13 protein-coding genes are annotated in these 24,747 nt (G+C 52.9%); 3 read left to right on the forward strand and 10 right to left on the reverse strand.

What is annotated here, in order from left to right; all coding sequences use genetic code 11:
* Nucleotides 1–99: 99 nt before the first annotated feature.
* From F0P93_RS21185 to F0P93_RS21210, 6 genes are all read right to left on the reverse strand, one after another.
* Entirely contained in the window at nt 100–2,751 is a 2,652-nt protein-coding gene (locus tag F0P93_RS21185; protein WP_225309579.1) for an ABC transporter permease, read from the reverse strand.
* A gap of 115 nt (nt 2,752–2,866) precedes the next feature.
* A complete protein-coding gene (locus F0P93_RS21190; RefSeq protein ID WP_150879646.1) occupies nt 2,867–5,470 on the reverse strand; it encodes an ABC transporter permease in 2,604 nt (867 codons plus the stop codon).
* A gap of 74 nt (nt 5,471–5,544) precedes the next feature.
* A complete protein-coding gene (locus F0P93_RS21195; protein WP_150879648.1) occupies nt 5,545–8,190 on the reverse strand; it encodes an ABC transporter permease in 2,646 nt (881 codons plus the stop codon).
* Nucleotides 8,191–8,298: 108 nt separating this feature from the next.
* A complete protein-coding gene (locus F0P93_RS21200; protein WP_225309580.1) occupies nt 8,299–10,905 on the reverse strand; it encodes an ABC transporter permease in 2,607 nt (868 codons plus the stop codon).
* A 129-nt stretch (nt 10,906–11,034) separates the two neighbouring features.
* On the reverse strand, nt 11,035–13,671 hold the full coding sequence (locus F0P93_RS21205) for a permease prefix domain 2-containing transporter (RefSeq protein ID WP_225309581.1): 2,637 nt from the start codon (nt 13,669–13,671) through the stop codon (nt 11,035–11,037).
* Between the two features lie 121 nt (nt 13,672–13,792).
* Nucleotides 13,793–14,131, reverse strand: coding sequence for a PadR family transcriptional regulator (locus F0P93_RS21210; RefSeq protein WP_138993641.1), 339 nt, complete (start codon nt 14,129–14,131; stop codon nt 13,793–13,795).
* A 215-nt stretch (nt 14,132–14,346) separates the two neighbouring features.
* Between F0P93_RS21210 and F0P93_RS21215 the strand changes: the two genes are divergently transcribed.
* Nucleotides 14,347–15,582, forward strand: a complete 1,236-nt coding sequence (locus F0P93_RS21215; RefSeq protein WP_191908881.1) for an alpha/beta hydrolase family protein — start codon at nt 14,347–14,349, stop codon at nt 15,580–15,582.
* 96 nt (nt 15,583–15,678) lie between these two features.
* Here F0P93_RS21215 and treF read toward each other — a convergent pair whose 3' ends face one another.
* Nucleotides 15,679–17,253 (reverse strand): alpha,alpha-trehalase TreF, encoded by a 1,575-nt coding sequence (gene treF / locus F0P93_RS21220; RefSeq protein ID WP_150879652.1) that lies wholly within the window; start codon nt 17,251–17,253, stop codon nt 15,679–15,681.
* A 118-nt stretch (nt 17,254–17,371) separates the two neighbouring features.
* On the opposite strand from treF, the gene F0P93_RS21225 reads away from it, so the two are divergent.
* On the forward strand, nt 17,372–17,842 hold the full coding sequence (locus F0P93_RS21225) for a hypothetical protein (RefSeq protein ID WP_150879654.1): 471 nt from the start codon (nt 17,372–17,374) through the stop codon (nt 17,840–17,842).
* A gap of 70 nt (nt 17,843–17,912) precedes the next feature.
* On the opposite strand, the gene F0P93_RS21230 is transcribed toward F0P93_RS21225, so the two are convergent.
* Nucleotides 17,913–19,046 carry a mannonate dehydratase gene (locus F0P93_RS21230; protein ID WP_150879656.1) on the reverse strand — a complete coding sequence of 378 codons (1,134 nt, stop codon included), beginning with the start codon at nt 19,044–19,046 and terminating at the stop codon, nt 17,913–17,915.
* Nucleotides 19,047–19,165: 119 nt separating this feature from the next.
* A complete protein-coding gene (locus tag F0P93_RS21235; RefSeq protein ID WP_150879658.1) occupies nt 19,166–21,529 on the reverse strand; it encodes an ABC transporter permease in 2,364 nt (787 codons plus the stop codon).
* Nucleotides 21,530–21,712: 183 nt separating this feature from the next.
* Between F0P93_RS21235 and F0P93_RS21240 the strand changes: the two genes are divergently transcribed.
* A complete protein-coding gene (locus F0P93_RS21240; RefSeq protein ID WP_191908882.1) occupies nt 21,713–22,300 on the forward strand; it encodes a DoxX family protein in 588 nt (195 codons plus the stop codon).
* 21 nt (nt 22,301–22,321) lie between these two features.
* Here F0P93_RS21240 and F0P93_RS21245 read toward each other — a convergent pair whose 3' ends face one another.
* The gene (locus F0P93_RS21245) at nt 22,322–24,730 is read right to left on the reverse strand and encodes an ABC transporter permease (RefSeq protein ID WP_150879660.1); all 2,409 of its coding nucleotides are present in this window, start codon (nt 24,728–24,730) and stop codon (nt 22,322–22,324) included.
* Nucleotides 24,731–24,747 lie beyond the last annotated feature (17 nt).

The raw sequence follows: 24,747 nt of genomic DNA on the forward strand, positions 1-24,747 counted from the left end.
GAAGCCTGTAGGGGTCTGGCCTACAAAGAGGTAAGTACCTGATTACGGCAAAAATTGAGCCAGATAGCGGGCTCACTCCGTAATCATTGCGTGCTCACTTTATTCGGAACGCAGCGACTTCACGGGACTCCTGAAAGCGGCTTTGACAGACTCATAAGACACGGTGAGCAGGGTAATGCCCATAGTCAGCAGCGCGGCCAGCGCAAAAATCCACCAGCTCAGCTCAATCCGGTATTCGTAGCTCCGGAGCCAGTGGGTCATCAGCCACCAGCCCAGCGGAGCAGCCACCAGAAAGCCCAGCAAAACCAACTTGCCGAACTCCCGGCCAAACAGCCACAAAAGCTGCACCTGAGTGGCTCCAAGCACTTTCCGGACGCCGATTTCCTTCGTCTTCGATTCGGCCATGAACGCCACCAAACCGTAGACGCCCAGACCACCAATCAGAATGGCCACCAGCGAAAACACCTGAATCAGTCCCAGCAAAATCCGTTCGGTCACGTAAAACTCATTCACCAGGTCGTCTACGAAAACCGGCTTGAAGATGTTTTCGGGAAACTGCCCATTCCAGACTTTCTCAACCGCCTGAACCGTAGCAGTCCGGTTGTCCGGAACTACTTTTAAAGCGGCTATGGCGAAATCCGTATGCGAATTGAGCAGGGCCATGGGCGGCACACTGCCGTGGACTTTGCCAATCTGAAAATCATTCACTACGCCCACCACGGTTTGGGTTCTCCCAAAAACCGTGAGCCGTTTGCCCAGGATAGCCGCGGGGGTTGGCAGCGTCAGTTGTTTGATCATGGCCTGATTCACCAGCACTTCGTTGTTCGTCGAATCGTTGGTGCGGAAATTCCGCCCGGCAACCAGCTTCAGGCCGAACAGCGGAATGTAGTCTTTGTCGCCTACTTTCACATTAACCGGGAATTTCTCCGGTTCCGGATGACTGTCGTAGGTAAACGGAACCGGCGGCCGGCGATACGAAGCGGGGGGATCGCCCGCCAGCGCCACCTGTTCAACGCCGGGGAGCTGAGCCAGTTGCTCGCGCAGGGTCTGTTGTTTCAGTGGGTTGTTCGTCGGCACCGGAACCGTCAGCACCGATTCTTTCCTAAAACCCAGATCGGCCTGCTGCATGTGCTGCACCTGCCTCGTCATGACAATGGCCCCAATCACGAAAAGTTGCGTAATGAAAAACTGAACGACCACCAGACCGCGCCGAACCGAAACGCCACCGATCTGTTGCGTCGTCAGCCGTCCGCGCAACGCCATGACCGGATTGAACCGCGACAGAATCAGGGCCGGATAGAAACCGGCCAGCAGAATGACCGCCAGAATCAGCCCACCAAACCACCACAACGCGTCGGGCCGAAACACATTCAGCACCGAGAGATCCGCATTCAATTTCGCCAAAGCCGTATTCAACAGGGGCAGGTTGAGTTGAGTCAACAGTAAGGCCAGCCCGACTGCCGCCAGCACCACCAGGGTGGTTTCGGTCAGAAACTGGCCGATCAACTGCCCGCGCGTGCTCCCGATCGCTTTCCGAACGCCCACTTCTTTCGACCGTTTGATGGCGCGGGCCGTGGCGACGTTGACAAAATTGATGCAGGCAGCCCCAACCAGAAAGAGGCCCAGGATGATCAGCGCATACAGAATAGGGCGCGGGGCATGACCGCCGTATTGGGGATTGTGGTTCAGGTCGCTCAGGGGCAAGGCTCGAAAGTCCAGCCGTTTCGCTTCCGGCCCGGCCAGGTATTTTCGGCGAATGGCCGGAAAGGCCCGGGTCAACTGACCAACGGAAGCTCCTTCCCGAAGCGTTACAAAGCACAGGGCAGCGGGGGCATCCCAGCGTTGCATGGCGTGTGAATCGCCCGTTAACACGGGAAAAGTCGTGTAGGAAACCAGCATCTCCAGGGGCAGCTTGGTATTGGACGGCGGGTTTTTGATAACGCCCGTAACGGTCAGGCTCGTCTGGTTATCAAACCGCAGTGTACGGCCGATGGGGTCGGCATTGTCGAAGTATTTGTGGGCGTAGCGTTCCGATAAAACAACCGTATTGGGCGCGTTCAGGGCGGTTTCCGGACTTCCTTTTACCCATTCCGTTCCGAATACCTCAAAATACTGTGGTTCGACAAACCCGATGTTCCGCGATTCTTCAAACTTCTTTGCCAAACCGCCTTTTCCGTCCGGTATTCCGATGATTTTCCGGAACGCCAGTTCCAGCCGGACGGCGGTTTCCACAAACGGATAATCCCGGCGCAGCACATCGCCCAGCGGCCGGGGCGTGGCATCGCTCGGAACCACCTGATCGTGCCGAATGTCTGTCACGACCCAGTAGGTCCGGTCGGCCTTGGCGTGATACCGGTCGAAGCTGAACAGCCAGTCGACCAGCAGAAAAATCATCAGGCCACTCGCCAGACCGATGGCCAATCCGACCGTGCTGATGGCACTCGAAAGGCGGTTTCGCCAGAGATTGCGCAGGGAAATCAGAAGGTAATTGCTTAGCATAGTTGGGTTTAGAATAGAAATTAAAGAAGAATCATCCGATTTAAACGGCCATCCGGCCGAACGTCGGCCCGGTCGGGGCTTTGCAAATCCCAGCACCTCCCGCCAATACCGCAACCGGGCCCGCCGTTCGCCAATGCGTTTTACCTGAAAGGCAAACTCCTCGTGCAAATCGCCTTGTACCTCCTCCAGCCGGTGGGTAGAACAGAAGAATTTCAGAAGCTGGTCGGCGAGTTTTGGGGGAGCAGGTATCACGTCAACCTTTTTAATTTAAAATGTTAAATGATGAATATTAAATATAAAAGGATAAGTACCGCCTAACTCCTTTGACATTCATCATTTGAAATTTACTATTTATTATTTCCTTATTTCATTCGTTTCTCAGGCTCTTCACCGGATTCATTAATGCCGCTTTAATCGCCTGATAACTGACCGTCAATAAAGTAATTACAGTAATCGACAATCCGGCGATGATGAATACCCCCAGCTCCAGATCGACATGGTAGGCAAAGTTGTGCAGCCACTGCTGCAGCACCCAGCCGATGACCGGAAAAGCGATCACCAGCGCGATCAACAACAGCTTCAGGAAATCCATGGACAGCATGACGGCGACATTGCCGACTGTGGCACCCACCACTTTCCGAATGCCGATTTCCTTCTGCCGCCGTTGGGCCGTAAAAGCCGCTAAACCGAACAGGCCCAGACAGGAAATGAGGATGGTGAGTCCGGCAAAATACCGGGATAAAACCCCGATCTGGCGCTCGGCGGCATAGAGCGCCTGGTAGTTTTCGTCCAGAAACTGGTAGTCAAAAACGAGGCCCTGGTGGTGGGCTTCGAATACCTTCTGAATGCGCGCAATCGTCTGTTGTTCCGTGCCGCCCTGCATCTTCACCATGATGTTGGGCATGACTGGATAGACCTGGAAAAAGCACGGTTTCACGGTTTCATACAGCGATTCGAAGTTGAAGTTTCTGACCACGCCCACAATCTGCCGCTCCCGATCCCAGAACTTGACGGTTTTGCCAATCGGATCTTTTAATCCCATGCTTTTAATAGCCGCTTCGTTGAAAATAATTTCGTTGTACGAACCCGGGTTGTTTGAAAAACCGCGCCCTTCTTTCAGCTCCATGCCGAGGGTTTCGATGAAGTTATAGCCCACTTCCAGGTTGGAAAACTCGATGTCTTTACCCGGCGGTTTTCCCGGCCACTGAAAACCGGAAATGGCCCCGTGGTCGCCGGTCAGGTTGTGGTAATAACTCGACGCGTTGACCACGCCCGGAATCGTTTTGATTTCGGCCAGAAAACCCTCTGCCGATTTCAGCTTGACGGAATCCATTTCCAGCGGAATTTCGAAATGAATGATATTCTCCCGGTTGTAGCCCAGATTTTTGGTCTGGATATACTCAATCTGACGATACACCACCAGAACCGAGACGATAAACAGGATGGAAACCGTGAATTGAAAAACCACCAGGCCTTTTCTGACCAGCAACTCGCCGACCGACGTTTTGAGTTTGCCTTTCAAAACCGCCGTCGGATTAAAACCGGAAAGATACAAAGCCGGGTAACTCCCGGCGATTAAACCGGTCAGTGCCGTGATGCCGACAATCGCCAGCAGCAGCGTGCCGTCAAACTCCAGACTGATGTGTTTGCCGGTAATCAAATTGAATTGTGGAAGCAACAGGATCAGGAGAAAAACCGCTATAATGAGCGACAGAAAAGCCATCAAAAGAGATTCGCCCAGGTATTGAAAAACCAGCGAACTGCGCAGCGCTCCCACCACTTTTTTGATGCCTACTTCTTTGATTCGCCCCGACGCTTTCGCCGTCGATAAATTCATAAAATTGATGCAGGCAATGAGCAGAATGAAGACCGCGATGACCGAAAACAGTTTTACATAGGTAATCCGTCCGCCAACTGGCTTGCCATTTTCAAATTGTCCGTGGAGGTATTTATCGGAATACCGGATTGCGAATAATTGCGTCTTCGTTTTATCTTTTGTCTGTAAATAATTCCTGATTTTTGCATTAAATCGATCTAAATCAGTACCTTCCCTCAAAACCAGAAACGTACTTGGATCACTATTCCCCCAGTTTTCCATACCGGGTCGTCTGACAAAAAAGACGTTAAAACTGAACAGAAGGTCAAACGGTTCGGTCGAATTGGCCGGGCTATTGGCGAAAATACCACCCACCCGGTAGGTTCCGCTGAATTCCTCGTGATCCCATTTGACGGCCTTGCCAAGCACATCTTTCGTAGTACCAAACAGTTTTATAGCCACCTCCTCGGAAAGCGCAACGGTATGGTTATCCGAAAAAAGGCTGTTTTGATCTCCCTGGAGAAACGGGCAGGTAAAGACATTAAAGTAATCCTTCCCAACAAACTGCCCACCCGATTTTAGCCGGGTTTCGCCCACTGAAATGATCCCTTTGCTGGAAAACCAGGACGCCGGAACCACCGTAACAGCGTGCTCGACTTCGGGCATTTCGGCCGCCAGCGCATCCGCCAGCAAACCGGGCGTATGATTGATGGTGTTCACGTCATCTTCGTGAAAATGATTGGCCATGACCTGAAAAAGCTGCTCGTCTTTTTCATTGTATGTATCCATGCGTAATTCATCCTTCACCCACAGATAAATCAACAACGTACACGCCAAACCGGTGGATAAACCGACCAGGTTAAGCGCCGTAAACTGACGGTCTTTCGTCAAATTTCGCCAGGCAATTTTGACATGATTCCGGAACATAATCGGGTTCGTTCGATGCGTTGTTGACTCTTTTTTTGACCTTTTTTTACTCGCAGACGACAGCACAAATCCCAGCACTTCCCGCCAATACCGCAACCGGGCCCGCCGTTCGCCCATGCGTTTTACCTGAAAGGCAAACTCCTCGTGCAAATCGCCTTGAATCTCCTCCAGCCGGTGGGGAGAACAGAAAAAGCTCAGAAGCTGGTCGGCGAGTTGGGGTGGTTGCATAGAGTTATGAGTGAAGAGTGAAGAATTATGAGTTGGCTGACGCACTTAACTCATAATTCTTCACTCTTAATTCTTCATTCCGAGCGCAGCGAGCGAACAGGATTCACCAAAGCCGCTTTGATACTTTGAAAACTGACGGTTAGCAGTGCCACGGCCACCGCCAGCAAACCGGCCAGCCCGAAAACCCACCATTCCAGATCGATCCGGTAGGCAAAATCCGCCAGCCACTCCTTCATGGCATACCAGCCGATGGGCGTGGCAATCAGGATGGCGACAAACACCAACCGCAGAAAGTCTTTGGATAGCAGGGCTACAATGCTGGCAACGGATGCGCCCAGCACCTTGCGAACGCCGATTTCCTTGGTACGCTGCAAAGTGGTAAAAGCCGCCAGACCGAACAGGCCCAGGCATGCAATGAAAACCGCCAGCCCCGCGAAAATGCCGAACAGTTCCCCGATCCGTTGTTCGGACTCGTACATCCTGTTAAACCGCTCACTTAGAAAAGAATACGAGAAGGGATTATCGGTTTCGGCTTTCCATTTCTGTTCTACTGTTTTGAGAAAAGCCGGTAAATTCTCCGTCCGGATGCGCAGGGCCAACTGGTACCCATCTCCGCCATACACCATAATCAGGGGCGCAATGTGCTGGTGCATGGACTCAAAATGAAAGTCTCTGATGACGCCAACCACTGTGTAGGTGTGCCGGTCGCCCGGACTGCCGTCGCCCACGGTTGCGATGCGCTGCCCAATCGGGTTTTTCCAGCCAAATTGCCGAACGGTAGCTTCGTTGACCAGCACCGCAGCGCTATCGCCCGAAAACGCTTTGGAGAAGTTGCGGCCCAGTGCCAGCCGAATGCCCAGAGTCGGCAAATACTGCTCGTCGATCCGGTAGGTTTTCAGCCGATAGGGGCTCGTTTCTGCGGGGGCATTCACATCCCGAACCCCGTCAAAACCACTGTTGGAATTCCCGGCGGGTAGATAACCCGCCAGACTGACACTCGCGACCTGCGATTGCTTCGCCAGTTCGGCTTTGAACGCATTCAGTTTGTTACCCAGCACGTAGGTATCGTGCAGAATCAACACCTGTTCTTTGTCGAAGCCCACTTTCTTGTTCTGAATAAACCGCAGTTGCTGATGGACCACCAGCGTTCCGATGATCATGCCGATGGAAACGACGAATTGGATCGTAACCAGCGTATTCCGTAACCAGCCGCTGCGCACCCCGGACGCGAGTTTGCCTTTCAGCACGCTAACCGGTTTGAACGACGACAGGAAAAAAGCCGGATAGCTGCCGGCCAGCAACCCGACCACCAGACAGCCCGCCAGCGTGTACGTAATCATCCGGACGTTCAACAGCGTATCCAGACCGAACGTCTTGGTCGCCAGCTGATTGAATGTCGGCAGTACGGCAATCACCAAACCGCAGGCTACCAGCAGCGCCAGAAACGTGATCAGCAGCGATTCGGCCAGAAACTGGCGAATCAACTGCTGCTGCACCGAACCCAGCACCTTGCGAATGCCGACCTCCTTGGCCCGGTTGGCCGACCCGGCCGTCGACAGGTTCATGAAATTGATGCAAGCCAGCAACAGGATAAAAACCGCAATGGCCGAGAAAATGTAAACGTATTTCTCATCGCTGTTTGGCTCCAGTTCACCTTCCCGGTCCGACTTCAGGTGAAGGTCCGTAATCGGCTGGAACTGAAACTCGAACCGGTCGCCTTTGCGGAGGTATTCGTCGTAGCTCATGCCGAGAAATTCCTGCACTTCCGGGCCCAGATACTTCCGGACAATCTGCGGGCTCTGAGCTGCCAGCTTGTCTATCGAATAGTCTTTCCGCAGCAGGAAGTACGTGTTTGCACCGCTCGACATCCACTTTTCACGCGCGTGAAGCGAGCGGTAGGAGCCAAAAAAGTCGTAATGAAAATGCGAGTTGGACGGCACATCCTGGCAAACCCCTGTTACCCGAAAAAGGCCCATGGTTCCCATCGTCAGGCTTTTGCCGACGGGGTTCTGAGTGCCAAAATACTTCCGGGCGGTCGATTGGGTGAGAACGACGGTATTGGGTTCGGTCAAAACCGTCAGACGGTTTCCTTTCAACAGCGGGATCGAAAAAATCGTAAAAAAACTGGAATCCGTAAACACCACCCGTTCTTCCTTGAACCGTTCGTTGCCGTATTTGATCACAAACGTCCCTTGTTCTTCCAGGCGGGTAAAGGCTTCCACACCCGGATAATCGTGTTGGATGGCGGGTCCGGCGGGGGCGGGGGCATACGCGATATCGAGTTCCTTGCCGCCTATGCTGCCCTGCAGCGTCATGCGAAAAATCCGGTCGGCGTTCGCGTTGTAGCGGTCGTAACTCAGCTCGTCCTGCACAAACAGCACAATGAGCAGACAGGTGGCCAGACCGACGGCCAGACCGGCGATGTTGATGACCGAAAACGCTTTTTTCCGCCAGAGATTCCGCCAGGCAATTTTGAAGTAGTTCTGAATCATCGTCGGGTTGGTTAGATGCGTTGTTGAATACTCAATTGACTTTCTTTTAAGCGCAAACGACAGAATAAACCCCAGCACATCCCACCAATACCGTTCCCTCGCCCGCCGTTCGCCCACCTGCCGAAGCTGGTACTGAAACTCCTCGTGCAAATCGCCCTGTACCTCTTCCAGCCGACCGGGGGCGCAGAAGAATTTCAGAAGTCGGTCGGCGAGGTGGGGCGGTTTCATATTGCTTTTAATATCGAATAATGAATAGAGAATAACGAAAGCCGAAGTGTCGTCCGCGGAGCCACTTCGTTATTCGTTATTTAATATTCAGTGTTCGATATTCTCTTCTTATTCACTTTTCAGACTCTTCACCGGATTCATCAAAGCGGCTTTGACGCTCTGAAAACTGACCGTCAGCAGCGCGATCACCACCGTCAGCAAACCCGCCAGCGCGAAGACCCACCACGCGAGATCAACCTGATACGCAAACCCCTGCAACCAGCGGTCCATGGCATACCAGGCAACCGGAAAAGCGATCAGCATGGCGATGGCGACGGGTTTCAGGAAGTTGGCCGACAGCAGAACCACAATGTTCGGAACCGATGCGCCCAGCACCTTGCGAACGCCGATTTCTTTCGTGCGCTGCTCGGCCATGAAAGCCGCCAGCCCAAACAAACCCAGACAGGAAATGAAAATGGCCAGAAAAGCAAAGGCATTGGCGAGTTGGCTGACCACCTGTTCGCTGTGGTATAATTTGGCGTATTCCAGATCCGAAAACTGGTAGGTAAACGGAAAATTGGGATTCAGCTCTTTGCAGATTTTTTCGAGACTAGCCAGCGCTTCCCGGGTTTTGCCGGCTTCGGTCCGAACCAGAATACTGCCCCATTTTTGCTGTTCGTCCAGCCGGACAATCAGCGGTTCAATGGTCTGGTGCATGGAATTGAAATGAAAATCTTTCAAAACGCCGATGATCTTGCCCTCCCGGTTTCCCCACCACATCGACTTTCCGATCGGATTTTTGTAGCCAATTTTCCGAACAGCCGCTTCATTGACGAGGTAGCTGGCCGAATCGGTGCCGAATTCGCGGGAAAAATCGCGCCCTTCGGCCAGTTTCAGGTTCATGGTTTTCAGGAAATCGAAGCCCACCACGGCGTCGGCAAACGGCACCAACAGGCCCGGATCTTTACCAACCCATTCGATGTCGCTCCGGTGGTGGCCAATCAGGGTGGGGGATTCCTTCATCCTCGAAATGGTGAGGATGCCCGGCTGTTTCCCCGCTTCGTCCTTGAACAGATTGTATTTCTGAACCAAATCTCCCTCGATGGGAATATAAAGCAGATTTTCGCGGTCATACCCAATGTTTTTGGACTGGATATAGCCCATTTGGCGGTAGATCACGATCATGCCCACGATGAGAATCATGGAAAGCGAAAACTGAAAAACCACCAGACTTTTCCGGAAAAACGTTGCGCCAAATCCCAGACGCGCCGACAGCATTCGTCCTTTCAAAGCCCGGATCGGATTCATGGAAGACAGAAACAGGGCCGGATAACTCCCCGACACCAGACCCGTCAGGAGCAGAAGCCCGACCAGGCTGGCCCAGAAAACCGGTTGTCCGAACGGCAAAAACAGGCGCTTTCCGGTCAGTTCATTAAAGGCGGGCAGGAGGATGAGCACCAGCATTACCGCCAGCACCACCGCGAAAAACGTGAGCAGAATGGCCTCACCCATAAACTGCCCGATCAAGGCGGAACGAACGGCCCCGACCACCTTCCGAACACCCACTTCCTTCGCCCGTTTGGTGGAGCGGGCCGTGGCCAGGTTCATAAAATTGATGCAGGCAATGAGCAGAATGAAAACCGCTACGATACTAAAAAGCCGCACGTACTCAATCCGTCCGCCATCGACCTGGCCGTTTTTGAAAGTCGCATTCAGGTACTTTTCGGGATAAGGCTGCAAGGCGAGTTCGGTATGTGATCCGGCGGTTTTCGTCGTATACTGGTATATGAACTCCTTGATTTTAGCCTCAACTTTTGCGGGATCGGCTCCCGGACGAAGCTGCACGAAAGTAAAAGGGCTCGTGTTGCTCCAGTTATTCACCCACTGGTTTTCTTTCACATACGCTTTCCAGCTTCGCAAAAAATCAAATTGCTGCGACGAGTTGGCGGGCAGATCCTCGAAAACCGCCGTCACCATCAGGTCGTCCTGGTCCTGGTAGCGAATCGTCTGACCGATGGCCTTCTCCGGTTTTCCAAAAAACTGTTCGGCCATCTTTCGCGAAATGGCGATGCCTTCCGGCGTGTTCAAGGCGGTTTCGGGGGTTCCCTGCACCAGCGGATAGCTGAACATGCTGAAAAAGTCGGCACCCGCAAACGATCCATCGGCCTTGTTGATTTTCCCGGCCACTTCAAACGTGGCGGTTCGGCTCTGCTCCAGACTGCTGCTCCACTCAACTTCGGGAACCACGCGTTTTAATTCCTGCGCCAGCAGGCCCTGCGTGTAATACGAGGCTTCCACCTTGCCGTCATAAAAACCGCGTTCGTAGATCTGAAAAAGTCGGTCGCCGTTGGCGTGAAAGCCGTCGACGCTGCGTTCGTCCTGCACCCACAGCAGGATGAGCAGGCTGCACGCCATGCCGAGGGCCAGCCCGAGGATGTTGATGGCCGAAAACGCTTTGTTGCGAACCAGATTCCGCCGGGCAATTTTAAAATAGTTGCTGATCATTGTTGGGTTCATCGGTTGAGTTGTTGTTGGATATTTCATTGATTTTCGTCTGATCGCAAATGGTTTCAGAAAGCCCAGGACACCCCACCAATACCACCTCTTAGCCCGCCGTTCGCCCATCCGCCGGAGCTGGTATTGAAACTCCTCGTGCAAATCCCCCTGCACCTCCTCCAGCCGGTGGGGAGCACAGAAAAATTTGAGGAGACGGTCGGCGAGTTGGGGCGGTTTCATTGGGTTTATAATTTCAAATGGTAAATTTCAAATGATGAATGATAAAATATCTCAGCACGTCACCGTCTCCTCAATTATCAAATTTTTACATTCATCATTTGAAATTTACTATTTATCATTCCCCTTCTTTCATTCACTTTTCAGGCTTTTCACCGGATTCATCAATGCGGCTTTGACGCTTTGGAAACTGACCGTCAGGGCTGCCACGATCATCGTCGCCAGCAAAGCCATTCCAAAAATGCCGGGACCGATCTCGATCTTATAGGCAAAATCCTGCAACCAGTGCGTCATCACCCACCATGCCACGGGCGTTGCCACCACGAAGGCCACGGCAATCAACCGGGCGAACTCCTTGCCAAACAGCCACAAGATGTTACTGATGCTGGCTCCCAGCACCTTGCGGACGCCGATTTCCTTCGTTTTTTGATTCGCCATAAACAACACCAGTCCATACAGCCCCAGACAACCGATCACCACGGCGATTCCGGCGAAGAAATTGATCAGCTTGGCCATCGTCTGTTCCTGAACGTAGTATTCCTGCAATTGCTCATCGACGAACTGTGCGGTGAAATAACTGTCGGGATAGATCTGGTTATACTCTTTTTCCAGTTGGTGGATAACCCGTTCAAAATTGCCGTTGTGTAATTGTAGACTGGCATAATAGTACTTGGTCGCCCGGGTGGTCATGAAGAGCGGAAAAATCCCACTTTTCAGATCGCGCTCATTGAAGTCTTTCACAACGCCCACGATTTCCAGTTTTCGGGACGTATGCAGGATTTTTCCCAGCACCTGGGCCGGATTACGAATGCCCAACTGCTTGACGAAGGTTTCATTGACCAGCGTTTCCCGGGACGTATCCGCAGGCTGAAGATTTCGCCCGGCCACCAGTTTCAACCCGTACACATCGACGTAAGCAGCATCGATGAACTTTTGCTGGGGTGTGAATTTTTCCGGCTCGGGGCGGGTGTCAAATTTGATAACCGTCTGGCTGATCCAGCCCGTCTGGGGTGGGCCGCTCATAGAATAACTTAATTTCTCAACCTCGGGAATGGCCATTGCCCGGTGACGGAAGTCCGCCATTTTGCCGACCTCCTGCTGGGGTGATGAAGGCAACCGAACCGTAAGAATGGCCTTTTGCCGGAAACCGAGGTCTTTCGTTTGAATGTACTGCAACTGATTGGCGACCACGACCATACCCACAATCAGCATTTGTGAAATGGCAAACTGGGTGACCACCAGACTCCGGCGTATGGAAAAACCACCCACCTGCCGGGAGGTGATCCGTCCGGCCAACGCCAAGGCCGGTTTGAAGCCCGTCAGCACCAGAGCGGGATAAAAACCGGACAGGAAAATGACCCCCGTCACGATCAGTACCAACCAGCCAATGACGGATGGATCGTAATAGAAAGTGAACCGGAAGACCCCGTGTAAATATTCCTGAGCCAACTGCTGACCAACCTGGAAAAAGAAGAGTGCAATGGCCGTGGCCGTGAGGGTTAACAAGGCGGTTTCGCCCATGAATTGCCAGAACAATTGGGGCCGCGTGCTGCCCAGCACTTTCCGGACGCCCACTTCCCGGGATCGGTTCAGGGCCTGCGCCGTGGCCAGATTGACAAAATTGATGCAGGCCGTGATGAGCAGAAAAATGCCGATGGCAAACAACGACCAGATCAAGCCCGAGCTGACCCCACCGGTTTCGGTCGAGAAATGAATATCCCGCAGGGGTTGCATCGGAAACCGGGTATCTTTAAGGCCGTGCGGTTTGTACTTTTTCACAAAAGCCAGCATCTGCCGATCCCAGTCGGCTTTCGTAAAGTGGCTGTTCAGGCTCACAAAGCACTGCGTACCACTGTCGACATTGTCAAAATCTACGTTCAGCGGGCGGTCATGAAATTCGGGCAAACTGGCCCAGGATGCCATCAGGGAATAGGCAAAATCGGTGTTATCCCGGTAGTCCTTGAACACCCCAACAATTCGGGCATTCAGCGTTGCATTGATCTTAATGATTTTGCCAAGTACCTCCGTCGTCCCAAAGTATTTGGTGGCATTTTCAGCACTGAGAACTACCGTATTGGGTTGAGCCAGCCCGGTTGGTCCGCCAGCCAGCCACTCGTAATCGAAGATTTTAAAATAGGAAGGCTGCACAAAGGCCCCCATTTTGTGAGCGTCTTTAAATTTTCGGTCAGGTTCATTGGCTACGGGAATGGCCACCAACGGGTCCCGGTAAAGCTCGATCATCGCCAGGTTTTCGATATCCGGATGATCATTCCGAAGGGCCTTCCCCAGTTCGTAAGGAACGCCGGTTACGTTAAAATTGCCCTCAGGCGTAACAAACTCGGTGGTTACCCGGTAAATGGAAGCGTATTTCTGGTGGTGTGTATCAATGGTATGATGGTAGCGAACGAGCGAAAAAATCAGCAGCGCAGCGCCAATGCCCAATGCCAGGCCCGTGACATTAATCAAGGCGTAAGTCTGGTTTTTAATCAGATTCCGCCGGGCAATTTTGAAATAATTGCTAATCATGGTTGGGTTCATTGTATGAGTTGTTGAATACGCAGTTGCTTTTCGTTTGATGGCGAACGGCCATCCAGCCGGGGGTTTCAGAAATCCCAGCACATCCCGCCAGTACCGTATTCTGGCCCGTCGTTCGCCGATCCGTTTCACCTGATAATCAAACTCCTCGTGCAAATCCCCCTGCACTTCCTCCAGCCGGTGGGGAGCGCAGAAAAATTTGAGGAAACGGTCGGCTAAACGGGGCGGTTTCATATAAATTTTTAATATCGAATACTGAATACCGAATTATGAAGCGGCTTCGCCAGCGCCCGGTGTTCATTATTCGTTATTCAACATTCAGTATTCATATTTTATCATTGTTCATTTTGCTCTTTCAAAGGCTCGTCGCCGGCTTAAACGGATTCAGCAAACGCGCCCAGAAGCTGACGCGGACTTCCTGGATTTCCTGCAACGTCCGACGACCATAGGCCGTCACCGTAAACAGCCGTTTCCGTCGGCCTCCGCGCTCGGCGGTGGGTTCGCCCATTTCCGATTTCAGCATGCCCTTGTCTTCCAGGCGTTCCAGAGCCGCGTGGACCTGATTCAGCCGCACCGCACGACCGGTCTGCTCGCTGATTTCGTGGGTGATCGCTACGCCATACGCCCCGCCTTCCATGACGGCCACGGTTAGTAATACGATTTCTTCAAACTCGCCCAAGTAGCTGCGTTTCATCGCTGTCAATTAGTTCTATCTTTGCTGATCAAATGCCTTGCCAACTTCCAAAATTGGCTTCAGCAGCGGTTTTAGGCGGATTGTAGACGGGGAAGCTGTACGATTTCGGACAGTTCCTGTCCGCTAATGTACAGGGAGATGGATCGGCGCTGACGGGTAAAAACTGCTCCCGAATGTCTTACATTGGTTTCCGGTTCCTGAATCCGACTTTACCCATGAAACGCTTCCTTTTTCTGCTGCTCCTTAGCACAAGTGCCGGGTTTGCCCAAACGAAAACCGCACCGGTCATCGATGCCAGCGTGATCAAAGTCGACTCGCTGCTGTGGGATTTGAAGGCGCTGAGCAAGGCCCCGGCGGTGGAGTGGCTCAGCCAAACCGGACCGGTTCGTGCGCTTTTATACAAAAGCGTCGATTACGAAGGCAAACCGACGCAGGTGTTTGCGTATTACTCCAATCCGGATTTGATCCGGGGAAAACCGGTCAGCAAGCGGAAATTTCCGGGCGTTGTCCTGATCCACGGCGGGGGCGGAAAAGCGTTTAAAGAATGGGTGGAAAAATGGGCTGCCGACGGCTACGCAGCCATCGCGATGGATCTGGCGGGGAAGGGGGAGGACGGAAAACGGCTCGCGCAGGCCGGACCCGATCAGGGCGAAGTCGATAAATTCTCGAAACTGGAAAAAGCCGCTTTGCGCGACATGTGGACCTATCACGCTGTTTCAGGAGCGATTCTGGCGCATTCGCTGCTGCTGAGTTTTCCCGAAGTCGATGCCACCAAAACGGCGGTTACCGGCATCAGTTGGGGCGGTTATCTGACCTGCCTCGTTGCCAGTCTCGACAACCGGTTTAAGGTGGCCGCGCCGGTGTATGGCTGCGCGTATTACGACGAATCCGATGTTTTCAAAACCTCCATCCGCAAGCTTTCGCCAAGCGGTCAGCAGAAGTGGATGCGGTATTTCGATCCGTCGGTGTATCTGCCGTTTGCTAAACCGCAGTTTCTGTTCGTCAATGGCAACAAAGACCGGTTTTACAACGTCGTTCCCTACCACAAAACCTACAGCCTGATTCCTCCAAAGCAGCGGACGATGTGCCTGATCCCGGACATGAAGCACGGCCACGAAGCGGGTTGGGAACCGCACGAAATCCGGTATTTCTTCGAAAGCATCCTCAACGACGGCATTCCGCTGGCGGCCGTTGCGCCGGTTTCCGTACAGGACTCGACCCTCCGTTTGTCCTACCAATCACCGGTTACGGTCTATACCGCCGAGTTTTATTATTCCAATGACACGACCTCGGTGAATGAGAACCGGGTCTGGTCGAAGCAGAAAGCGACCCTCGATCGAAACGCCCGAACCGTGACCAGCCCCATGCCGAAAGAAGGTTTTCAATACGGTTTTTTCTATCTGAAAGACCACCGGAACGTTGCAGTTTCGAGCCCGTTCCTCGTGAAATAACCTTACAAGCTGTTTGAGTTAACCGGGGAGAGCCCTGGAAGGGCGGTCTGTCAATTATTGACAGGACAGGCCTCCGGCCTTAATTCAAACAACTTCTTAGTGTTTCTCATTACCCGGTGTTACGCCGTCGCTGGCTTGCAGGGCTAAATAAATCCCGTTGGTCCAGCCAAAACCGTCCTGATTGGGGTATTCTCCCCCGCCCGCCGGCAAATCGATGTCCACGACGTTGTATTTTTCCATCATTTTGCCGGTCTCCCGGAACACCTTGTCATTGAGCGCCATCCAGCGGTGCCTGATTTCAGCGGCTGTCTGCGTAAACCCATACCGCAACAGACCCTGGTGCGCGATCCATTGCAACGGTGCCCAGCCATTCGGAGAATCCCATTGCTGCCCGCTTCGCAGAAGCGTTGAAACCACTCCGCCTTCTTTCAGAAAGCTTTTCCGGACATGCCCGTGAACCTGAGCTGCCTGTTCGTCGGTCGCCAGCCCAAAGAACAGCGGAAACAGAGCCGCCAGCGACCAGACCGGCGTTGGCTTATGCAAAACGACGTTGTAATCCATGAAAAACTGACTTTTTTCGTCCCAGAGATACGTCATGATGGCTTTTCGCCGGGCCTCGGCTTTTTGCCTGAAATGCTCATACGGTTCCTGAAAAGAACTCTGCAAGTAGGCGTCCGACAGGGTTATTTCCAGATCATACATCAGGCCGTTCAGATCCACCGGAATGATATCCGTGGTGTGAATGGTGGCCAGATGTTCCGGATCACCAAACCAGCGGCAACTGAAATCCCAGCCGGATTCGCAAGCGGCCCGGATGTGTCGGTACAGCGTTCCGGGTGCAACGCCGTAGGGTGCCGCTTCGCGGGCCAGTTCCACGTCTTCCCGGTAGGATTCGGGACGAGGGGCGGAGAGGTCATCCCAATAGCGGTTTAAAATACTGCCGTCGGGCAACACCACCACGCGCCGGAAAGCGCCTTCGTGATCGTCGAGCCGAAAGTAGCCATCCATCCAGTAATTGTATTCTTTCTGCATGTGGGGCAGGTAGCGAACGAGGACGTCCGGACCGTCGATTTCGGAAAGCAGCCGGACCATCAGGGCAAAAAACGGCGGTTGCGAGCGGGTCAGGTAATAGCTCCGGTTGGCATTCGGAATGTGGCCGTAGGTATCGATCAGGTGGGCAAAATTAGCGACCATGTGCCGGATCAGTTCGTTTTCGCCCGACACCCGCAGCCCCAGCATGGTGAAGTATGTATCCCAGTAATAGAGCCCCCGAAAACGCCCGCCGGGGACAATATACGGTTTGGGAACCGGCAACATGGAGCAGGAAGATTCTGACTGCCGCGTCAAAACCGGCCACATCCGATGCAGATGCACGGACGTCGGCAACGACTGGTCACTGATGTGATCGGTTTCCAGGGTTTTCGGCAGGTGAAAATAGGCATGAACAAAGTCCTCCAGTCGAAATCCCTCCCGGTGTTTCTCAATTTCATACTGGCTCAGAATTTCTTCCGGTGCCCGCCGGGGATAGCAGTCGGCAAAGGTGATGGAGTCGGCAAAAACCGGCAGCATCTGCACGTCGTGAAACAAAGGGCCAAATAGTTGATCGGGAGGTAATATGGCCGGTACTACACTGTATATTTGGGGGGGAAGTTGGGGAGTCGTGTCTGCCATAAAATCAAATTGCGTTTAATAATAAACCCCGCGCAATCGGGTTGGTTCACGAATTTCCGGAATAAGTCCCCTGTTTTCTCCTCTACTTTTATTTGTTAAACCGGTTAGAAACATCGTTATGTGGACCAATTCCCCACACTCCGGCAAGACCATCCAGGCGGTTTTGCTCCTCTTCTGGGCGCTCTATTTTTCCCTCGTGCTGGGCAGCAACAGCACCGACGCCCTCAAAGCCCTCGGCCTGCTGCCGACCGACTGGGTTTTTGCTTCGGGCAATTATGCGATGGTTCGAACGGTTGTCGGGATCTATCACCCGCCGGTCTGGGTGGCAGGGCTCTTCTACACCGGCGTTCTCGTCTGGCAGGCGGTTGGCGCGGTGCTGCTCTGGAGAGCGTTCGCGGCCACCGTCAGGCAAACACAACACTACCCGCAGGCGGCCTACCAGGCGCTCACCGTCACGATCGGTTTGTGGGCGGCCTTCATCCTCGCCGATGAGTTCTTTCTGGCCTACGAGATGAGCGGTTTATCCGCCACCCATTTCAGCCTCCTCATCGCCGAAATCGGCACACTTTTAGTTTTTAGAAAAGAATGATGAGTTATGGATGATGAACGATGAATGGGCTAACGCAGGGCATTCATCGTTCATCATCCATAACTCATCATTAAGTTCTCCGCTTACTCACGGCTTCCATCAAACCCCGCGTATAGCCCAGCGCATACAAGGTGCCGATGGTACTGTAACCGGGGTTCTGGTTGCTGTCGCCGTACATGGTCGGAACGTGATCGGGGCGAATCGGGCCTTTGAAACCGACCGCATAATACGCTTTCATGGCCTGGTACATGTCGATAATGCCCTCATCGTGAAAGGTTTCCTCGAAGGCAAACTTGTCGCCCCGCACATTCCGGAAATGCACAAAATGGATTTTCTTCCGTTTCCCGAAGTAGTCGATGAGCGCAGGAATCCCGCTATCGTCGCCCATGAGCGCAAAATTGCCCTGGCACATCGTAATGCCGTTGCTCGGACTGGGGTAGAGTTCCAGCAATCGTTTGAACGAATCGACGGTATTCATGATGCGGGCGATGCCCCGAACGCTGTCTACCTGCGGATCATCGGGGTGCATGGCCAGTTTCATGCCGACTTTCTCCGCTTCCGGCACGACGGCTTTCAGAAAATAGGCCAGATTTTTCCAAAGCGTTTCCTTCGACACTTTGCCGTATTGCGTCAACGGCAGATTCTTGATAGCTTCGTAATCGAATGCTGTGACCAGCGCCCCTCCCCGACCCGGACGGTCGTTCTGCGTGCGATACCAGCCAACCACCGGCATCCAGTTGTAGCAAATCGTATCGATCCCGACCTGCATCAGGTTTTTCATCAGGGTAATAAAATTGGCAATTTCTTCATCCCGACCGGCCAGTCCCAGCTTGGTTTTTTCGCCCAGCGCGGGCGGCCCTTCGATGACGCGCAGTTGAAGACCCACCTTGTCCCAGGCTTCCTTCACCGCCAAAACCGCCTTGGATTCCCAGGGCTTCACGTCTTTCAGGCCGACCATGCCGGGATTGATGCCACCCACCGCCCCCAACACCGCCATCTGCTTCGTCAGGGCGATTTTCTGTTCGTTCATCCCGCTGAAATACGCTTCGCAGAGCTGCATCCCGGCATCCTTGAGCACCGCCTTATCAACAGCCGGTTTTGCCCCGACTGCTTGTTCAGATGCCTGAGCCGATGTGATTCCACCGACTGTCAGGGCAGCCAGGGAAGTGCTTTTTCTAAGAAAGTCGCGACGTGAAGTTTCCATGTAAGCGAAAGAAAACCACGCCTGTTATTTACCTATACACCGAATGATGAGTTATGAACGATGAATGGGCTGACACAATTCATCGTTCATAACCGCGCGGGCGGCCCCGTCATAATGCATCATTCGGTCTTAAGGCTCTTCACCGGATTCATCAAAGCCGCTTTGATGCTTTGGAAACTGATGGTAAAGAGGGCGATGGCGAGTGAAGCCAGCACGGCGACTACAAACATCCACCACTCGATTTCGATGCGGTTGGCGTATTTTTCCAGCCAGCTATTCATCGCCCACCAGGCCACCGGAAGTGCCACCACCGACGACAGCAAAACCAGCAGCAGAAAATCTTTGGAAAGCATCAGCACGATATTGACAATGCTGGCCCCCAGCACTTTCCGGATGCCGATTTCTTTCGTACGCTGCTCCGCCGTGAAAGCCGCCAATCCAAACAGTCCGAGACAAGAGATGAAAATGGCCAGAAACGCAAAGTAGTTCGACAGTTTGCTGATGATGTTTTCGCTCTTGTAGTTATTGCCAAACTCCTGATCCGTGAATTTGTATTCGAACGGATAGCGCGGATTGAACTTCCGGAAAGTCCTTTCCAGATTGGCAAGGGCCTCTTTGGTGCGGCCGCCTTCGGTGCGCACCAGCACAACCCCGTCGAATTCATTCCGCTGCATGTGCAGAATGAGCGGTTCGATGGCCACGTGCAACGAGTTGATGTGGTAGTCTTTCACCACGCCCACAATGATGCCCTTTCGACCCCAGAACGTCAGCTCCTGCCCCACCGGATTTTTGTAGCCAATCTTTCGGGCCGACGCTTCGTTGATGAGGTAGTTGGTGGTATCGGTGCCGTAATCCGGTGAGAATTCGCGCCCCTCTTTCAGCCGGACACCCATTGCCTTGAGGTAGTCGTAATGCACGGCGGTCTGGTTGAACAAAATCCGCTGCGTGGTGTCTTTGCCCCGCCAGCCAACGCCGATGGTCGAACTGCCGACCTCCAGCGGGTCGGCCCACGAAGCTGAAACCGCCTGGATGCCCGGCTGGGTCAGCAATTCGCTGCGGAACGTCTGGTAGTTCTTTTTCAGATCACCTTCCAGCGGCATATACACCAGATTGCCCTTGTCGAACCCCAGGTTTTTGGTTTGGATATACTGAATCTGCCGGTAAATGATGATCATCCCGACGATGAGAATGATCGACAGCGAAAACTGGAAAACCACCAGCCCCTTGCGGAAGATGGTCGCACTCGGTTTGAATTTCAGCACGCCTTTCAGGACCACAACCGGTTTCAGTGACGACAGGAACAAGGCTGGGTAACTGCCCGAAACCAACCCGGTTATGAGCGTCAGACCCAGCAAAACCAGCCAGAAAAACGGATCGGCAAACTGAAACGTCAGGTGTTTTTCCGTCAGCTCATTAAAAATGGGCAGCGTCAGCGCCACCACCAAAACCGCTACGAACAGCGACAGAAACGAGATGAGCAGCGATTCGCCCACGAACTGCCCCATCAAAGACCCCCGCTCGGCGCCCACCACTTTCCGAACACCCACTTCCTTCGCCCGTTTGACCGAACGCGCCGTGGCCAGGTTCATGAAGTTGATGCAGGCAATGACCAGAATAAAAACCGCTACGATGATAAACAACCGCACGTATTCGATCCGACCGCCGTCAAGCTGCCCGTTTTTGAAATTGGAATGCAGATAAGCCTCGCTGCTTTTTTGCAGAAACAACTCGATGTTGTTGGTTTGCTTGTTGGTCTTTTGCTTGATGTAATCCTTGATCTTGGCCGATACTTTATCTGGATCGGCCTTTGCACTCAGCAACACGAACGCCCGGGGGCCATTGTTACCCCATTCTTTCACCCAGGCGTTGTATTTCACAAACCGTTCCCACGAAATCAGGTAATCGAATTTCAGCGAGCTGTTTTCCGGCACTTCCGCCATCACGCCCGTCACCATCATGTCGTCGGTATTGTCCACCCGGATCACTTTCCCGAGCGCATCCTGATGGGGGAAGTATTTCTGCGCCAGCTTTTCGGAGATCACAATACCGTCCGGACGCGCCAGGGCGGTTCGCGCGTCTCCCTGTTTCAGCGGGAACGAGAAAATGGTCAGAAAATCGCCACTGGCAAACCGTCCCTTTTCTTTGCCGAACGTGTTGCCGACCGTCAGCAGAATGTTTTGTTCCCACGTCATCATGGCGGCTTTCTCGACTTCCGGGAAATCCTTTTTCAGGTTTTCGGCCAGAATACCGGGTGTCGAGGGCGTTGTACTGACGTCCTGACCCGCCCAGGCCTGGTTTTCCATGACCCGATAAATCCGGTCGTCGTTCGCATGAAACCGGTCCATTGCGCGTTCGTCCTGCACCCACAGCAGAATAACCAGACTGCAGGCCATGCCGAGCGCCAGACCGAGGATGTTGATCAGCGAGAACGTTTTGTTGCGTTTAAGATTACGCCAGGCGATTTTGAGGTAGTTGCGAAACATACACAGGGATGGATGGATTGATAACACATGATCAAAAGATGCTTTTTCAGGATCGACGTTGCATGCGTCATTAACTATATTCTCTGACTATCAAATTCTTACAGGACCTCCAGCGCGCCCGGCAATCCAGAGTACAGGACGGATCGTTAGTATGAATGGAAATAACCCTGACTACTCAACGTTATGAAAATCTTAGCCAATCTTTTCGACCGTTTCGATCATCTGGATACCAGCATGAACCGCTGGCTGGTCACCTACAGCATTCCCATCCTGCGGGTCAGCATGGGGCTGGTTTTTCTCGGTTTTGGCTTCCTGAAATTTTTTCCCGGAATTAGCCCAATCGAAGTTCTAGCGACCAAAACCACGACCGTTCTCACCCTGGGTCAGCTCCGTGGACACGGTGCCATGGATCTGGTTGCCACGCTCGAATGCATCATTGGCGTGTGTTTCATTACAGGTCGGTTCCTGCGCGTTGGGGTCTGGCTGATGGGCGCCCAGATGCTGGGGGCCATGTCCCCCCTGGTTCTTTATCCGGCGGAGCTTTTCCCAGGCCCCCTCCATGCGCCTACCCTGGCCGCCCAGTACATCATCAAGGATATTATCCTGATTGCCGCCGGTTTGATTATTGCATCCACCTGGACGGGAGCGCGCATTGTTTCAGAACCCAAAAGCATGAAGAGCACGCTTTTCAAACGAATTCCGGGTGTGTACGGCCCTGATCCGGTTTTCAAACCCACCCTGTCAACACCCGCCAAGACCCGTCAGGCGTAATTTCCCCAAAGCGTCCGTGTTTCACTCACTCTTCAAACTCTTCACCGGATTCGTCAAAGCCGCTTTCACCGACTGGAACGAAACCGTCAGCAGGGCGATCAAAACCGCCAGCGCCCCAGCCAGCACAAACACCCACCAGGAGATGTCGATCCGATAGGCAAAGTCTTGCAACCACCGATGAATCGCATACCAGGCGATGGGCGACGCAATCAGGATGGCGATGAGCACCAGCTTCAGGAAATCCCGGGAAAGCAGCGCAATGATCCCCGCCACCGAAGCGCCCAGCACCTTGCGAATGCCGATCTCCTTGACGCGCCGTTCGGCCGAAAACGACGCCAGCCCGAACAGGCCGAGACAGGAAATGATGATGGCCAGCGACGCCAGAATGCCGACGATTTCGCTCACCTGACCATCGGCGCGGTAGAGTTCGGCGAAATGCTCGTCCAGGAAGGAGTAATCGAACGGCTGATCGGGTGCGAGTTTGGCCCAGACGGATTTGGCGTAGGCAATGGCTTCCGGGGCGTTTTTACCGCTGATCCGAACCGACATTTCGTTGTATCCCCAATCCTTCTGGTTGAAAATGCAGAGCGTTTCAATTTTGTGGTGAAGCGAGTTGAAATTGAAATCTTTCGAAATCCCGACAATCCGGCCCAGCGAATCCATCCCGCCGAAACCGAAATTCCGGCCGATCAGCGATTGCATCGTGGCTTTTGGTTGTTCCTTCAGCAGCTCTTTCGCCAGCGTTTCGTTGATGATATACGCCCGGGCGTTGTCGGTTTTGCTGTCCTTCAGAAAGTTACGACCGAAAAGAATCGGAATTTTATACAGCGTCAGGTAATCCGGATCGACAATCACCTGCGAGGTCGCCAATTCACGAACCGGCCCGTCGCCGTGAAACTTAACCCCGGTTTGGTGCAGGTTATTCCCCAGCCGTTGTTGCGAACCCGTCACCGCCGTGATCAGCGAATTGGACAGGAGTTCCTGTTTAAGCGCATCGTATTTCGGCTCTGTCGTGGAATTCAGCGGAATGACCATCACCTGATCACGGGAAAAACCGGGATCCCGCTCCTGCATAAACCGCAGTTGCTTTACCACAAAAGCCGTGGCAATGATCAGAAAAACCGCCCCCGTAAACTGGCCGATCACCAGCATATTTCGGAACGACCCTTTGTTTTTGCCAATTTCCAGACTGCCTTTCAAGACTTTTGTGGGCTGATACGACGAAAGGAAAAAGGCAGGATAACTACCGGAAATGACGCCGATTAAAATGGCAAAGGCGATGAATAAAATCAAAACCGATGGGTTACTAAACAGGGCTAATTCCAATTCCCGCTGACTGAGTTCGGTGACGAAGGGCAGACAGAGTTTCACCAGCACAACCGCAAAAACCAAAGCGATAAACGACAGCAGAATGGATTCGCCGATAAACTGAGCCGCCAGTTGCGTTCGCTCCGCCCCCACCGATTTCCGAATTCCGACTTCCTTCGCCCGACCCGATGATTTGGCCGTCGACAGATTCATGAAATTGATGCAGGCAATCAGTAGAACGATCACCGCGATGACCAGAAAAATGTACGTATAATTCTTGTCGAATTTTTGAAAATTGAGGTAATCATGCGTGATCGCCATCGAATTATCATGTACCTCATTCAGCGGCTGGAGAAACAGTTCGTAGTGTTTCCAGCCCTCGCCACTCATGTGCCGTTTGAGGAAAGCCGGGAATTTTTTCTCCAGAGCCGCAACGTCGGCATTTTTGGCTAGTTCCAGATACGTCACCAGCCAGTTTCCGCCCCAGTTATTCATGGCGTCGGCTTTGACAAACGAATTAAACGAGAATAAACCGTCGAACTGCAAGTGCGAGTTTTTGGGGGCATTTTCAAGAATACCGGTCACTTTAAAACTGATCGTATCCGAATCATACCGCACGAGCGTTTTCCCGATTGGATTCGCATTACCAAAGAATTTAACCGCGCTTTCTTCCGTCAGCACCACACTATTCGGACTCTTCAGAATACTTTTCGCGTCACCCTGGAGCAGTTTATAATCGAAGAGTTGCAAAAAGGACGAATCCGCCCACAGCATTTGGGGCATCACGATCTTTTTATCGCCATACGTCAGCCGCACCTCCTTATTGGGCCGAACCCGGACGAAACTGCGGATTTCCGGATATTCCTTGGTCAATGTTGGTCCCATCGGAAACATCGATAACGCCACATTTTGCGGGGCCACCATGCCCGGGAATTTCTGCACTTCATCGAGCCGGTAAATGTTCTTTTTATGAATCCCGTCAAAACTCGTTTCGTACGATACGAACAGCATAATCAGAATACAGGCTGCCATTCCGATGGCCAGTCCGATGATGTTGATGGCTGAAAAAACCTTGTTTTTCCACAAATTCCGCCAGGCGATTTTGAGATAGTTTTGTAGCATAATTTTTTTAGTTAAGA

It is taken from the genome of Larkinella humicola, from assembly GCF_008727875.1.
GTDB classification, from domain to species: Bacteria; Bacteroidota; Bacteroidia; order Cytophagales; family Spirosomataceae; genus Larkinella; species Larkinella humicola.

What these genes read in the sequence shown, in the direction of transcription:
- F0P93_RS21195 (WP_150879648.1), bottom strand. Translation starts at nt 8,190, where the DNA reads ATGAAACCGCCCCACCTCGCCGACCGACTTCTGAAATTCTTCTGCGCC.
- F0P93_RS21235 (WP_150879658.1), bottom strand. Translation starts at nt 21,529, where the DNA reads ATGTTTCGCAACTACCTCAAAATCGCCTGGCGTAATCTTAAACGCAAC.
- F0P93_RS21205 (WP_225309581.1), bottom strand. Translation starts at nt 13,671, where the DNA reads ATGAAACCGCCCCGTTTAGCCGACCGTTTCCTCAAATTTTTCTGCGCT.
- F0P93_RS21240 (WP_191908882.1), top strand. Translation starts at nt 21,713, where the DNA reads ATGAAAATCTTAGCCAATCTTTTCGACCGTTTCGATCATCTGGATACC.
- F0P93_RS21200 (WP_225309580.1), bottom strand. Translation starts at nt 10,905, where the DNA reads ATGAAACCGCCCCAACTCGCCGACCGTCTCCTCAAATTTTTCTGTGCT.
- F0P93_RS21215 (WP_191908881.1), top strand. Translation starts at nt 14,347, where the DNA reads ATGAAACGCTTCCTTTTTCTGCTGCTCCTTAGCACAAGTGCCGGGTTT.
- F0P93_RS21190 (WP_150879646.1), bottom strand. Translation starts at nt 5,470, where the DNA reads ATGCAACCACCCCAACTCGCCGACCAGCTTCTGAGCTTTTTCTGTTCT.
- F0P93_RS21225 (WP_150879654.1), top strand. Translation starts at nt 17,372, where the DNA reads ATGTGGACCAATTCCCCACACTCCGGCAAGACCATCCAGGCGGTTTTG.
- F0P93_RS21245 (WP_150879660.1), bottom strand. Translation starts at nt 24,730, where the DNA reads ATGCTACAAAACTATCTCAAAATCGCCTGGCGGAATTTGTGGAAAAAC.
- F0P93_RS21210 (WP_138993641.1), bottom strand. Translation starts at nt 14,131, where the DNA reads ATGAAACGCAGCTACTTGGGCGAGTTTGAAGAAATCGTATTACTAACC.
- treF (WP_150879652.1), bottom strand. Translation starts at nt 17,253, where the DNA reads ATGGCAGACACGACTCCCCAACTTCCCCCCCAAATATACAGTGTAGTA.
- F0P93_RS21230 (WP_150879656.1), bottom strand. Translation starts at nt 19,046, where the DNA reads ATGGAAACTTCACGTCGCGACTTTCTTAGAAAAAGCACTTCCCTGGCT.